The organism is Cellulomonas hominis (assembly GCF_005239125.1).
GTDB classification, from domain to species: domain Bacteria; phylum Actinomycetota; class Actinomycetes; order Actinomycetales; family Cellulomonadaceae; genus Cellulomonas; species Cellulomonas hominis_A.
Genome location: NZ_SZYE01000111.1, coordinates 1 through 12,856, shown reverse-complemented (window position 1 = coordinate 12,856; position 12,856 = coordinate 1). Strand labels below are relative to the sequence as shown.

Genomic DNA, 12,856 nt, shown 5'->3' with positions numbered 1-12,856 from the left:
CCCGCGGTGACGCCGGCGACCCGCGCCGCTGCGCCCGGGTGCGCCCGTGAGCGCCGCGGGTGACGCTGGGGGCGATGACGTCCGGCACCTCCCCCGCCCCGCCGCAGCACCCGCCGCGGCCTGCCCGCCTCCCCCGCGCGCGTGCCGGGGTCGGGGCGGTCTCCCGGTTCCTCGCCGTCCGGCCGTGGCTGACCCGCGCGGCCCGCACGACCGGCGCTGCCGTGCTCGCGTGGGTCCTCGTCGGCCTCGTGCCCGGGCCGTGGAGCGACTACCCGTACTACGCGCCGCTCGGCGCCGTGATCGCCACCTCGGTGACCGTGCGCGGCACCACCCGGCGGTCGGTGCAGGCGGTGGTGGCGATCGCGCTGGGCGCGGTGGTGGCGCGGCTGACGGACGCCCTGGACCTCCCCGCGCTCGCCGGCCTGGCCGTCGTCGTTCTCGTGGGGGTGCTGCTCAGCGGGTGGCGGCTGCTCGGCGAGATGGGGTCGTGGGTGCCGACGGCCGCGCTCTTCGTGCTGATCATCGGCGACACGGACCCCGTGGGCTACATCTCCGCCTACGTGGGGCTGACGCTGGTCGGCGCACTGGTCGGTGTCGGGGTGAACCTGGTGGTGCCGCCGCTGCCGCTCACCCCGGCGGAGCGCTCGCTGGACCACCTGCGTGCGGCCACCGCCGAGCACCTCGACGACCTGGCGGCGGCCGTGCGCGACGACGACGTGCCCGTGCCCCGCGACGACCGGCTGCGGGCCGCCCGCGCGGCCGCGGACGCGGCGGTGGCGGACGCGCGCGAGGCGGCCCGCGGCAACTGGACCGCGCGGCACTACCGGTCGTGGCGGCAGCGCCAGGACCGGCACGCGCACGCCGTCGACGCCGCCGCCGTGGTGGCGCTGGACGTGCGGCGGGCGGTCGCGACGTCCCGCACGGTCGCGGAGGCGGGCGCGACACCCCCGGAGGAGCGCGCGGTCCGGGTGCCGATCGAGACGCGCGCCGGGGACCAGGAACGGGCCGACGCGGTGCGGGAGGGGACCGCCCGGGCGATCGAGGCGGGGGCCGCGCTCGTGCGCGCGCTGGGCGCCGACGAGGCGGGCGCGGAGGACGCGGAGGCCGCCGACGACGCGGCCGCCGGGCTCGCCCGGGCGCTGGACGACCTGCAGGACGCGGTGGCGGCCGACCGGGGCACCGCCGCAGGCGCGACCCGGCCCGCCGACGGCGTCGTCGTGGCGCTCACCCCGCTGCTCACGGGCTGACGGGCGGGGGTCCGGGCGCGGGTCCCCGGGTTCCGCCGTGGGGCCCGGGAACCTCGGGCGCCCCGGGCCGGGGTGAACGGCGGGTGACGACTCGCCCACGGAACGGTGCCCCTGGTGCGCGGCACCGGGACGGCGAGGACGGTGGGCGCCGTGGACGCTGCAACCGTCATCCTCGTGCTGGTGGTCGTCGTCGCGCTCGCGTTCGACTTCACGAACGGGTTCCACGACACGGCGAACGCGATGGCCACGTCCATCGCCACCCACGCGCTGCCCCCGAAGGCGGCCGTGACCCTGTCAGCGGTGCTCAACCTGGTGGGCGCCTTCCTCTCCGTCGAGGTGGCGCTCACCGTCACCAACGCGGTCGTCCGGATCCAGCAGGCCGACGGCGCACCCAGCCCCGACCTCGTGCAGGACGGCGGCGAGGCGCTGCTGCTCATCGTCCTGACCGGGCTGGTCGGCGCCATCGTGTGGAACCTGCTGACCTGGCTGCTCGGCCTGCCGTCGAGCTCGTCGCACGCGCTGTTCGGCGGGCTGATCGGCGCCACCGTCGCCGGGCTCGGCTGGGGAGCGGTGCACTGGGCCGGGGACGGCGGCGAGCCCGACGGCATCCTCGGCAAGGTCGTGGTCCCGGCCGTCGCGTCGCCCGTCGTGGCCGGCGTGGTCGCCGCGACCGGCACGTGGTTCGTCTACCGGATCACCGTCGGCGTCGCCGCCCGGTACACGGAGCGCGGGTTCCGGTGGGGCCAGATCGGCTCCGCCTCGCTGGTCTCGCTCGCGCACGGCACGAACGACGCCCAGAAGACGATGGGCGTCATCACGCTCGCCCTCATCGCCTCCGGGCACTGGACCAGCACGACCGCCATCCCGGTGTGGGTGAAGGTCTGCTGCGCGCTCGCGATCGCGCTGGGCACCTACCTGGGCGGCTGGCGCATCATCCGGACGCTCGGCAAGGGCCTCATCGACATCGCACCGCCGCAGGGCATGGCGGCCGAGACCGCCTCCGCCGCCACGATCCTCGTCTCCAGCCACCTGGGCCTGCCGCTGTCGACGACGCAGGTGACGACCGGCTCGGTGCTCGGCGCCGGCGTCGGGCGGCCGGGGGCGACGGTGCGCTGGCGCGTCGCGGGCCGCATGGGTGTGGCGTGGCTGATCACCATGCCCGCCGCCGGCCTGGTCGGGGCGGCGACGTGGTTCCTGGCGCACCTGCTCGGTGGCGGTGTGCTCGGCGCCGTCGCGGTCGTGCTGGTGCTGGTCGCGCTCAGCGGCGTGATGTACGTGCGGTCGCGGCGCGACGCCGTGCACGCGGGCAACGTCAACGACGAGTGGCAGGAGCCCGCGCGCCAGCGCCGCCCCGCCACGGCGGGAGGGGTGCGCTGATGCTGGCGACGGAGACGGGGATGCTCGGGCAGGTGCTGCTGGTGTCGCTGGTGCTGGGCGCCGGCCTGCCCGTGCTGTTCGGGCTCGGCCTGCGCGCGATGGCCTGGGGCGCGGGCGGCGACGCCGAGGAGCACCCCGCGGGGGTGGCCCCGCGGCCGCACCCGCTCGGGCGGGCGCTCGGGGTGCTGTGCTTCGCGCTCGCCGCGGCGGGCGTCGTGCTCGGCATCACCGTCGTCGTGGCGTCCGGGCTCGGGTACGAGGTCGGCCTGGGCGGCGGCCCCCTGTTCGTCGAGAAGTCCTGAGGAGGCGGGGATGACCGAGACGGGGACGGGCACCTGGCCCGCGCGGGTCGTGCGCTGGCTGCGCGCCGGCTACCCGGCGGGCGTGCCGCAGCAGGACTACGTCGTGCTCCTCGGGCTGCTGCGGCGGTCGCTCACCGAGGCCGAGGTGCACCAGATCGCCGGGGACCTGGCGATCCTCGCGAGCCGGGGCGCCGAGATCACCACCGCCGACGTCGAGCGCATGGTCGGGGCCGCCACCCTCGACGCCGCGTCGGAGGCGGACGTGGCCCGGGTGTCGGCGCACCTGGCGCGCGGCGGCTGGCCGCTGGCGGGGCCCGACGCGGGGTGACGAGCGGCTGACCGGGCCCGACCTGGGTGACCGACCCCTGGTGCGACACGACGCCGGGGCCGGCCGTTGACCGAACCGGTCGCGGGGTGACCTGCTCTCGACCCCGGGAACGCCTGCGCCGACGGCATCGCCGTCGCTAGCGTGGGCCCGTGCTCGGATCCCTCTCCGTGGTGGTGACCGCGATCGCCTTCTGGGTGATCCCGCTGCTGGCGGTCGCGTTTCTGCTGTACCTGGTCGTGCGCCGCGGGGTGCGGGACGGGATGCTCGACGCGCGCCGGATCGACGCGGAGGAGGCGGCGGAGCGGCGCGCGCGGGCGATGCGCTCCGACGTGGAGGCGTCAACGGCGGCGGCCTCGCCCGGCGCCGGCACCGGCACCGGCACTGGCACTGGCACTGGCACCACCGGCCCCGGGACCGCCGGGGTCTGAGGAGCCCGCGCGGTCAGCGGACTGCGGGGTCGGGTGCGGCGGGGTCGGGTGCGGCGGGGTCGGCCGGCCGAGCGTTCACCCGGCCGCGACCTCGCGGACCAGCACCACGCTGTCGTACGTCTTCCCGGGCCAGCGGATGACGTCGCGCTCCTCGAAGCCCCATCCGCGGTACAGCGCGAGCAGGTCGTCGGCGGGCTCGGCGGTGTCGACGCCGATGGCGGTCACCCCGTGCGCGGCGGCGTGCGCCAGGGCTGCGTCGCGCAGCCGTCGGGCGTGGCCCCGGCCTCGGTGCGCCGGGTCGACGGCCATCTGGTTCAGCCACGCGCGTCCCGGCGTCGCGGCCTCGGACGTGAGGCCCTGGAGGAACGTCGCGGGCGGCAGCGAGAGCGTCAGGGTCGCGACCGGGGCGATGCCGTCGGCGAGCACCCACGTCGGGCCGGCCGCGGCGCGCCACCGCGTCAGCTCGACGTCCTGGGTCGCGGCGGTGAAGTTCAGCCCGCGCTCGGCGAGCCCGGCGTAGGACCGGTGCAGCAGGTCCGTGAGGGCCTCGGCGTCGGACGGCTGGTACGGGCGCAGATCGAGAGGCACGCCCGTCACCGTACCGACGTGGACACCTCCTCCCGCACGGCTGGTGCGCCTCCTCCCACACCGAGGTCACTGCGTGCCCAGAGAGTTCGTCTGGCTGCGGCCTCACCGGTCAGAACGGTGGCGGTGCGTCGTGGGCGTCGGCGGTGGCGTCGTGGGTCCGGCCGATGCCGGGGCGCACGAGGTAGCGGTGGCCGGTGGGGGTGATCCACTCGAACAACCCGGGTTGGATCTGGCGCAGCCGGAACCCGCCGTCGGTCTTCAGGCGGTGGTGGCGGTGGCACATCGGTCCGAGGTTGTCCGCGTCAGTGCGGCCCAACGGGGTGTCGGGTGGGTCGCCGGGTTGTCGGTGGTACTCGATGGTGTGGTCCAGGTCGGCGTTCCGTGCCGGGAAGGTGCAGCCCGGTGCGACGCAGGTTCTGTCGCGGGTGCGCACGAACTCCGCGAGTCCCGCGGGTGGTCGGTACCGCTCGCGTCCCACGTCCAGGACCTGGTCGGTGACCGGGTCGGTGACCACCCGTCGCCAGACGCCCCCGTCGGCCAGGGCGCGGGCGCGGACGGCGTCGATGGGGCCGTACCCGTCGAGGTCGGCGGGCTTGTCGTCCAGGCCGAGCAGGGTGGAGGCGGCGATGGTGACCCGGACCTCGGCGCCGGGTCGGCCGGCGCAGCGCCCGCAACCCCGCCGGGCGGTGGTCGTCGCGGTCTCGGTCGACGTGGTGCCGGGCGCAGGCTCGGTCGACGTGGTGCCGGGCGCAGGCTCGGTCGACGTGGTGCCGGGCGCTGGCCCGGTCGACGCGGTGCCGGGCGCTGGCCCGGTCGACGTGGTGCCGGGCGGTGACTGGGTCGGCGTGGTGCTCGCGGCGGGCTCGGTGGGCGTGGTGTCGGCGCCGGGCTCGGTCGGCGAGGTGGTGGTCAACGGCACGGGAGGCGGGGAAGGCAGTGGGGCGGTCCCGGCGAGAGGCGGGCAAGGCGGTAGGTCGGTCCCGGCGGGAGCGTCGGGTGCGGAACCGGGCAGCGGTGTCGGCGGCGGCTCGCCCACAGGGATGACGGTGGCGGTCGGGATCGGCTCGACCGGGCGCGGGCGCACCGGCTGACGTCGGGTGGTGGTCACGAGCCAGTCCGCCCCTCGGCGCGGGGTCGGCAGCACCGGGGCGGGTGGGTCGAGGTGGACCTCGAACGCGGGACCGTCGGACTCGGGCACGTCGCCGACCACGAGGTCCCGCAGGCCGTCGGCGCGCAGCTGGTCCAGGGTCCGGGGATCGCCGAGTGCCTTGGCTGCGCGGGCGGTGTGGTCCAGGACCCCGTCGACCCGGGTGGCGTCCTCCGCGGCCAGCACCACCCACATCGCGGCCATCCCGTGCGGGCGTCGCCGCGGGTGGGTGACGCGGCGACCTCGTCGGGCCAGGGTGTGCCGCCCGGCCTCACCGTGGGGGTCGGCGAGCCGGACCTCGCGGGCCACGCGCTGCTCGAGCTGCTTGCGGGAGCACTGCGCGGCGTCGGGCAGGACCGCGGTCTCGACCGCGTGCGCGGCCTGGTAGGGCAGGTCGGTCAGCCCGGTCGTGATCACGTCGGCCTTGGCGGCGTCGATGTGGCCGGTCTGCAGGGCCTGGCCGGTGTCCGCCAGCATCCCGTTCAGCAGCAGCGCCCGGTTCACGGCCTTGTTCGCCGAGACCCGCGCCCAGCCCAGCCGCATGGCCAGCTCGTCGCCCGCGACGCTCGGGTTCGTGGGTGGCGCACCCGCGAGCGGTGACCAGTCCGGGGCCATCTCGGGGCGGTTCGCCAGCTCGGCGACCGCGTCGAGCATCGCGGCGTGCTGGTGGGCCTCCATCCGCACCCGCGCCGCCACCACCTCCACGAGGATCGCCGGGGCCAGCACGGTCAGGTCCAGGCCCCGCAACCACGCGTCCAGCACGGGTCCGGGCGGGTACGCGGCGATGGCCTCGACCTGCCGCTGCTCACCGGTGCGCGGCGCCCCACCGAACGCCACCACGGGGTCGGGGCCGTAGTCGGTCAGGCAGACACCGTCGGGCCCGTAGACCGGCAGCACCAGGCCGGCGAGCGTGTCGCCGTCTTGGTGTTCCTGCAGGTCAGCCATGCAAGAACGCTACCGGCGACCACCCACACGCCCCCGGTCCGCACGCTCGCCCTGGGGACGCAGCACGCCCCTTCTCCTGTGGAGGACTCGGTGACCGCTCGTCGAGCGGCGACGCAACGTCGCACCCGCGAGCCCCTGCCGATCGTCATCGGCGTGGTGGTGGTCTCCGAGACGCCTACGGGCGCGGGTCCACCCGCCGCCAGCGCTTCTCGTCCCGTCGCTGCCCCGTCCCGGCCGCGCACCTCGGGCACAGGCGGCCGACCTGGTCGGCGTGCCGCCCGGAGGCGGGCTGGACGTCGGCCCACCGCACGTGCGGGAACCGCTCGAGGGCGGAGCGGTGCAGGGACAGGCCGCAGACCGTCTCGTTGCGGCCCGGCTCCCAGGCGTGCACGTCCCCCGCGGGGACCCGGACCCCGTCGGGGTCGGTCCACCTGCTCGACGCGGCGACGGCCGCGGACCTCGGGCGGGGCACGGTGCCGACGCTAGCCGGGGCGCCACCGAGCGGCACCTCCGGGGACGGCACCGGCCCGGTGCTCCGCGGCCGACGGGGCAGACCGGCGCGACAGCCCGCGCGGTCCGGTGGCGGCCGGGCGGCCCGCCAGCGCATCGGGTCGATCGCTGGTCCCAGGGGCAGGACCCGGTCGGTCGCGACGCTCGTCGGAGCGGTCAGCCGCGCCCCGTCCCGTCCAGCACGAACCGCACGGTGCGCTCCGTGACCGAGACCTCGTCGAGCCGGACCCGCACGTCGGTGCCGAGGGGCAGTGCCGCGCCCGCCACCCGCCCGCGGACCGCGGGGTCGCGGAGCTGGACGACCCCGCTCTCCCCGTCGTCGCGGACGTCCACCACCACGCCGTCGAACTCCTCGCCGACCCGGTCGGACAGCAGGGCGGCCTCGACGAGGTCGATGCAGCCACGCTCGTAGGCGGATGCACGCCGGTCCCCCGCCGCCATCAGCCCGGGGAGCTCGGGCAGCGCCGCGCGCGCCCACCCGGGGACGGCGGTGCCGCCCGAGACCGCCACGCAGACCTCGCCGACGAACCGGTCGACCAACCGCCGCAGGGGCGCCGTCGTGTGCGCGTACGGAGCGGCGATCGCGGCATGCAGCGGCTGCTCGGGCGGCGCGCCGTCGAACGCGACGTACGCGGCGCCGCGGAGCAGGGTGGTCGCCTCGGTGAGCAGGGCGGCGTGCGCGGGGACGCCGGCGTCGAGCGCGCGGACGACGGTGGCGTGGTCGGCGCCGGCGGGCCACGGGACGCCCAGCGCCCGCGCGGCCGACCGCAGCCGCTCGACGTCCCGCGGGTCGGCGGGCGGCAGGGTCCGCAGGACCCCGACGCCCGCGTCGAGCATCAGCCGGGCCGCGCACATGCCGGTCAGCAGCGACACCTGGGCGTTCCACTCCTCGACCGGCAGGGTGGCCCGGCTGCCGAGGGTCCACCGGCCGCGGGCGTCGACCTCGACCACCTGCTCCGGCGTGGGGAGCGTCAGCCCGCCGCGCGCGACCTCCGCGGCCTGGCGCAGCCGGCCGACGGCCCGCAGCAGGACCAGCGTCTCGTCGGCGGTGCCGTCGTCGAGGGCACGCTGGGCGCCCTCGTAGGTGAGCTGCGCGCGGCTGCGCACGGTCGCGCGGCCCACCCGGACGGCGGTCGGCGTGCCGTCGGCGTCGAGGTCGATCTCCCACAGCAGGGCGGGCGCGTCCTGGCCCGGGAGCAGGCTGGCGGCGCCCTCGGACAGGCTCGGCGGGTGCAGCGGGGTGCGGCCGTCCGGCGCGTACAGGGTCACGACGCGGCGGCGGGCCTCGGCGTCGACGGCGCCGCCCGGGCGGACCCACGCGGCGACGTCGGCGATGGCGTACCGCACCCGGTAGCCCGCGCCGCGGCGCTCGAGGTGCACGGCCTGGTCCAGGTCCCGGGAGCCCTCGGGGTCGACGGTGACGAACGGGACGTCGGTCGCGTCGGCGCGCTCGGCCGCGCCGGCCGGCGCCGGTGCGGGGCCGTCGGCGGGCACGGCGTCGACCTCGGCGAGCACCTCGGGCGGGAAGGCGGCCGGGACGTCCAGCTCGGCGCGCAGGGCGTCCAGGCCGGTGCGGACGTCGGCGTCGACCCGCCGGGCCTCGTCGGCGGCGGCGGTCGGCGCGGGGCGGAGGCGGACGTGGCGTCGGGGCACGGCGCGAGCCTAGGGCGGTCCCGGGGCCGGTGCCCGTCCTGGTCCCCAGCCGATCGTCCCGCCACCGCCCGCCCGATCCGGTGGCGGCGCGACGACCGGGTGGGCACCGGGCGCCGGCGACCCCCGGCACCGGCCGCCGCCGTCACCGGCCCGCGGGCACCACGGCGCCGAGGCCCTGGAGCTCGAGGACCGCGGAGCGGATCGCCGCCGCCGGGACCGCGTCGCCCGCCGCCAGCGCCGCAGCGACGACCGGGGGCACGTCCGGGTCGGAGCACAGGACCACCGGCGCGTCGGCCACGGACGTCGGCAGGCGGCCGTGGCTGCCCGCGACCCGGGACGGGTCGAGCGGGGTCGTCGACATGGCGTAGCGGAGCCCGAGCCTCTTCTTGACCAGGTTGAGCCCCGCGCGGGCCTTCGCGGCCCGGTCGGCGAAGAACAGCTCGGCCGGGTCGTAGCCGGGCTTGCGGTGGATGTCGACGCCGCGGGCGTAGTCGGGTGCCCGGTCGTCGTCGAGCCAGAACGGGTACGTGAACCAGGCGCCGGGCTCGGCGACCACGACCAGCTCGCCCGAGCGCTCGTGGTCGAGGCCGTACCGGGCCTGCGCGGCGCGGTCGAGCACCTCGTCGACGCCCGGCACGCCCCGGAGCAGGGCGGCGACGCGCGGGACGTCGGCGGGGTCGGCGACGTAGACGTGCGCGACCTGGTGGTCCGCGACCGCGAACGCCCGGGAGGTCCAGGGGTCGAGCTGCTCCCCGTTGGCCTGGGTGTACACGTGCAGCAGCCCCTCTTCGCGGAGCAGCCGGTTGAGGGGCACGGGCCGGGACACGGGCTCGATGCCGTACTCGGACACCGCGAGGACGGTGGCCCCGCGGGCCTCGGCGTCGTCCAGCAGCGGGGTCAGCGCCCGGTCGAGGTCGGCGGCCGCGGCGTCGGCGCGCGGGTCGAGCGGCCCGAACCGCTGGAGGTCGTAGTCCAGGTGCGGGACGTAGGCCATCGTGAGGTCGGCCGGGCGGGTGGCCATGAGGTGCCGGGTGGCGGCGACGATCCACTCGGTCGACGCGATCGACGCGGTCGGGCCCCAGTACCGGAACAGCGGGAAGTCGCCCAGCCGGTCCACCAGCTCGTCGTGCAGGGCCGGGGGCCGGACGTAGGCGTCCGGGGACTTGCGTCCGTCGGCGTGGTAGACCGGCCGCGGGGTGACCGTGACGTCCGTCGTCATGCCCATGGCGTACCACCAGCAGACGTTGGCGGCGGTGTACCCGGGCTGCGCCCGCCGCGCCGTCTCCCACACCTTCTCCCCCGCGACCAGCCGGTTGTGCTGGCGCCACAGGTGGACCTCGCCCAGCTCGCGGAAGTACCAGCCGTTGCCGACGACGCCGTGCCCGGACGGGTCGAGCCCGGTGAGCATGGTCGACTGCACGGAGCAGGTGACCGCGGGCAGCACGGTGCGCAGGCCCGCGCGCCAGCCGCCGTCGGCGAGCCGGGACAGCCGCGGCATGTGCGCGAGGGCGCGCGGGGTCAGCCCGACGACGTCGAGCAGCAGCAGGGGCCTCATGCGGTCCTCCGGATGGTGGTCAGGTGCTCGTCGTCGTCCCACCAGGACCGGTGGTCCAGGTGGTCGACGGCCCAGCGGACCTCGGCGGCGATCCCCGCGACCAGGTCGTCCGCCGCGCGCGCCGCGAGGTCGTCGGGCAGGACGGCCCAGGTGTAGGTCTCGACGTCGAGGTGCGCCGCGTCGCCGTGCGGGCCGCGCAGGACCGCGGTGACGGCGTCGCGCAGGACGTCGGTGGTGGCCGAGAGGGGGGCCGCGGGGCGCGCGTGCAGCGGCACGTGCACGTGCACCCGCCAGGGGCCGGCACCGGGCAGGCCGGCGTCCAGCGCGTCGGGGAGGTCGTCGGCCGCGTGCACCGCTCCCCCGCTGCGCTCCCGCACCTGGTGCAGGTACCGCGGCTCGGCGAACCGGGCGACGGCGGCGCGGGAGGCGGGGTCGGCCGGGTCGGCGACGTGCAGCGCGGCGGAGGCCTGCACCTTCACGACGCGGAGCCCCGCCTGCCGGATCCGGCGGACGGCGGCGACCGGGTCGGCGAACGACACCGCCAGGTGGCAGGTGTCCAGGCAGACGCCGACGTGCTCGGGGTCGACCTCCCCGGGCCCGGTGCCGAGCCGGGGCTCGAGCCAGCCGACGACGTCCGCGACCGTGTCGAGGACGCACCCGGGTTCGGGCTCGACGGCGAGCCGCACGGTCCGGCCGGTGCGGGCGGCGAGGTCGCGCAGGCCCGCGGAGACCGAGGCGAGGGCGGCGGTCGCGGCGGCGTCGTCGGCCGCGGTCCACGGCTCCCGCCAGGCGAGCGGCAGGGTCGAGATCGAGCCGTCGACGCCGTCGGGCAGCAGGTCGGCCAGCACCTCCGCGCAGGCCAGGGTGTACGCGGCCCGCGCGGGGTCCGCCCAGGTCGGGGCGTACACGGCGTGCTTGACGACCTCGGCGTGGAAGCCGCCGTACGGGAACGCGTTGAGCGTGTGCACGGTGAGCCGCTGCGCGGCGAGCGCGGCGCGGAGCCGGTCCCGGTCGGCGGGGCTCGCCGCCAGCCGGTGGGCGAGGTCCGCGGGCAGCCACAGGCCGACGCCGAGCGTGTCGAGGCCCGCGGCCTCCCGCACCGGGCCGGCGTACCGGTCGAGCTGGGCCAGGACGCCGTCGAGGTCCTCGGCCGGGTGGACGTTGGTGCAGTAGGACAGCGGCATGCTCACGCGCGCACCCCCCGCAGCACGGAGGAGCCCTCGAAGGTCGCCGGCGCCGGCGCCTCGCCCGCGACGAACCCCGGGACCGGGTCGAGCAGGAGGTTGCCCGACTGCCCGTAGAACGCGACGGGGTTGCGCCACAGGACGCGGTCGACGTCGTCCTCGGTGAAGCCGTGCTCCAGCATCGTCATGCCGGTGCGCCAGGTCTTGAGCGGGTCGGACCGGCCCCAGTCGGCGGCGGAGTTCACGATCATCCGCTCGGTGCCGTACTCCCGCAGGATCGCGACCATGCGGGTCTCGTCCATCTTGGTGTCGGGGTAGATCGAGAACCCGGCCCACGCGCCGGCGTCGCGCACGGCCGCGACCGTCGTCTCGTTCAGGTGGTCCACCAGGACCCGCTCGGTGGGCAGGCCCGACTCGCGGACGACGTCGAGGGTCCGCCGGGTGCCCGCCTGCTTGTCCCGGTGCGGGGTGTGCACGAGGACGGGCAGGTCGGCGTCGAGCGCCAGCGCGAGCTGCCGGGTGAACGCCTCGTCCTCGGCGGGGGTCATCGCGTCGTAGCCGACCTCGCCGACCGCGACGACCCCGTCCTTGGCCAGGTACCGCGGGATGAGGTCGAGCACCTCGGCGCAGCGCGGGTCGTTCGCCTCCTTCGGGTTGAGGGCGATCGTCGCGTGGTGCCGGATGCCGAACTGGGCCGCCCGGAACCGCTCCCAGCCGAGCAGCGCGTCGAAGTAGTCGACGAACGACCCGACGCTGGTCCGCGGCTGCCCGAGCCAGAAGGCCGGCTCGACGACCGCGCGCACGCCGGCGGCGTACATGGCCTCGTAGTCGTCGGTGGTGCGGCTGGTCATGTGGACGTGGGGGTCGAAGATGCGCATCACGGCTCCTCGGTGTCGGCGGTGCGGGTGCGGGGTGCTGCGGCGGCGCCGGACAGGCGCGCCAGGTCGTCGGGGACCGGCCGGCCGGCGGCGCGCCGCTCGGTCGCGAGGTCGCGGGCCATCCGGGCGAGCTCGGCGTCCGCCCGCTCGTCCAGGGCGGCGACGGCGTCGAGGCTCGTGCCCTGGAACACGAGCTTGACGACGGCGTGCCGCCAGGTGTGCTGGTCGAGGTGCGCGGCCGCGAACGGCCCGACCGCGGCGGCGACCAGCGAGGTGTCGTTGGCACGCAGGGCGTCGGCCGCCAGGTCCCGGCCGACGGCGACGACCGGGCCGGGAGGGCCGTCCGGTGCCGCCGCGGCCAGGGCGTCCAGGCCGCGCAGGACGCCGCGCCGCTCGGCGGTGTCGCCCGCGCGGTACAGGTCGGCCAGGTGCTCGGCGAGGCCCCGGGCGTCACCGCCGTGGGCGGTGGCGAGGGCGAGGACGACGGCCGCGCGGGCGGCGTCGTCGACGGTGCCGTGCACGACCCCCGCCGGGTCGGTGCCCGGGCGCAGCGGGCCGCGACCGACCCGGCGTCCGGCGAGCGGGAGCACCCGGTCGGCCGCCCGGGGGTCGCGACGGACCTCGGCGAGGGAGTCCGCGAGCCAGCCGGCGTGCGGGCCGCGGGCGGCGGCGACGACGGCGGTCGGCGGTGGCGCGGCGGCCGGGGCCGTGGCG

General features: G+C 77.3%; 13 protein-coding genes. 5 read left to right on the top strand and 8 right to left on the bottom strand.

Features of this window, described 5'->3' with window-relative positions; genetic code table 11:
• Nucleotides 1–74 precede the first annotated feature (74 nt).
• From FA014_RS13100 to FA014_RS13080, 5 genes are all read left to right on the top strand, one after another.
• Nucleotides 75–1,247: a hypothetical protein gene (locus FA014_RS13100; protein WP_154730111.1), complete on the top strand. Its 1,173-nt coding sequence runs from the start codon at nucleotides 75–77 to the stop codon at nucleotides 1,245–1,247.
• 150 nt (nucleotides 1,248–1,397) lie between these two features.
• Entirely contained in the window at nucleotides 1,398–2,624 is a 1,227-nt protein-coding gene (locus FA014_RS13095) for an inorganic phosphate transporter (RefSeq protein ID WP_154730110.1), read from the top strand.
• Nucleotides 2,624–2,926, top strand: a complete 303-nt coding sequence (locus tag FA014_RS13090; protein ID WP_154730109.1) for a hypothetical protein — start codon at nucleotides 2,624–2,626, stop codon at nucleotides 2,924–2,926. Before FA014_RS13095 ends, FA014_RS13090 begins: the two co-directional genes overlap by 1 nt.
• Nucleotides 2,927–2,936: 10 nt before the next feature.
• Entirely contained in the window at nucleotides 2,937–3,254 is a 318-nt protein-coding gene (locus FA014_RS13085; protein WP_154730108.1) for a DUF3349 domain-containing protein, read from the top strand.
• Between the two features lie 149 nt (nucleotides 3,255–3,403).
• Entirely contained in the window at nucleotides 3,404–3,682 is a 279-nt protein-coding gene (locus tag FA014_RS13080) for a hypothetical protein (protein WP_154730107.1), read from the top strand.
• Between the two features lie 75 nt (nucleotides 3,683–3,757).
• Here FA014_RS13080 and FA014_RS13075 read toward each other — a convergent pair whose 3' ends face one another.
• From FA014_RS13075 to FA014_RS20045, 8 genes are all read right to left on the bottom strand, one after another.
• Nucleotides 3,758–4,270, bottom strand: a complete 513-nt coding sequence (locus FA014_RS13075; protein ID WP_195969287.1) for a GNAT family N-acetyltransferase — start codon at nucleotides 4,268–4,270, stop codon at nucleotides 3,758–3,760.
• Between the two features lie 109 nt (nucleotides 4,271–4,379).
• The gene (locus FA014_RS13070) at nucleotides 4,380–6,362 is read right to left on the bottom strand and encodes an HNH endonuclease signature motif containing protein (RefSeq protein WP_154730105.1); all 1,983 of its coding nucleotides are present in this window, start codon (nucleotides 6,360–6,362) and stop codon (nucleotides 4,380–4,382) included.
• 175 nt (nucleotides 6,363–6,537) lie between these two features.
• Complete coding sequence (locus FA014_RS13065) at nucleotides 6,538–6,834, bottom strand: hypothetical protein (RefSeq protein ID WP_154730104.1); 297 nt, start codon at nucleotides 6,832–6,834, stop codon at nucleotides 6,538–6,540.
• 194 nt (nucleotides 6,835–7,028) lie between these two features.
• Entirely contained in the window at nucleotides 7,029–8,525 is a 1,497-nt protein-coding gene (locus tag FA014_RS13060) for an RNB domain-containing ribonuclease (protein ID WP_154730103.1), read from the bottom strand.
• Between the two features lie 142 nt (nucleotides 8,526–8,667).
• Nucleotides 8,668–10,080 carry a nucleotide pyrophosphatase/phosphodiesterase family protein gene (locus FA014_RS13055; RefSeq protein ID WP_154730102.1) on the bottom strand — a complete coding sequence of 471 codons (1,413 nt, stop codon included), beginning with the start codon at nucleotides 10,078–10,080 and terminating at the stop codon, nucleotides 8,668–8,670.
• Nucleotides 10,077–11,264 (bottom strand): metabolite traffic protein EboE, encoded by a 1,188-nt coding sequence (gene eboE, locus FA014_RS13050; protein ID WP_154730112.1) that lies wholly within the window; start codon nucleotides 11,262–11,264, stop codon nucleotides 10,077–10,079. Before eboE ends, FA014_RS13055 begins: the two co-directional genes overlap by 4 nt.
• A gap of 2 nt (nucleotides 11,265–11,266) precedes the next feature.
• Nucleotides 11,267–12,142, bottom strand: a complete 876-nt coding sequence (locus FA014_RS13045; protein ID WP_154730101.1) for a TatD family hydrolase — start codon at nucleotides 12,140–12,142, stop codon at nucleotides 11,267–11,269.
• On the bottom strand, nucleotides 12,142–12,856 hold a 715-nt coding region (locus FA014_RS20045), incomplete at its 5' end, for an EboA domain-containing protein (RefSeq protein WP_230323136.1). The genes FA014_RS13045 and FA014_RS20045, both read right to left, overlap by 1 nt.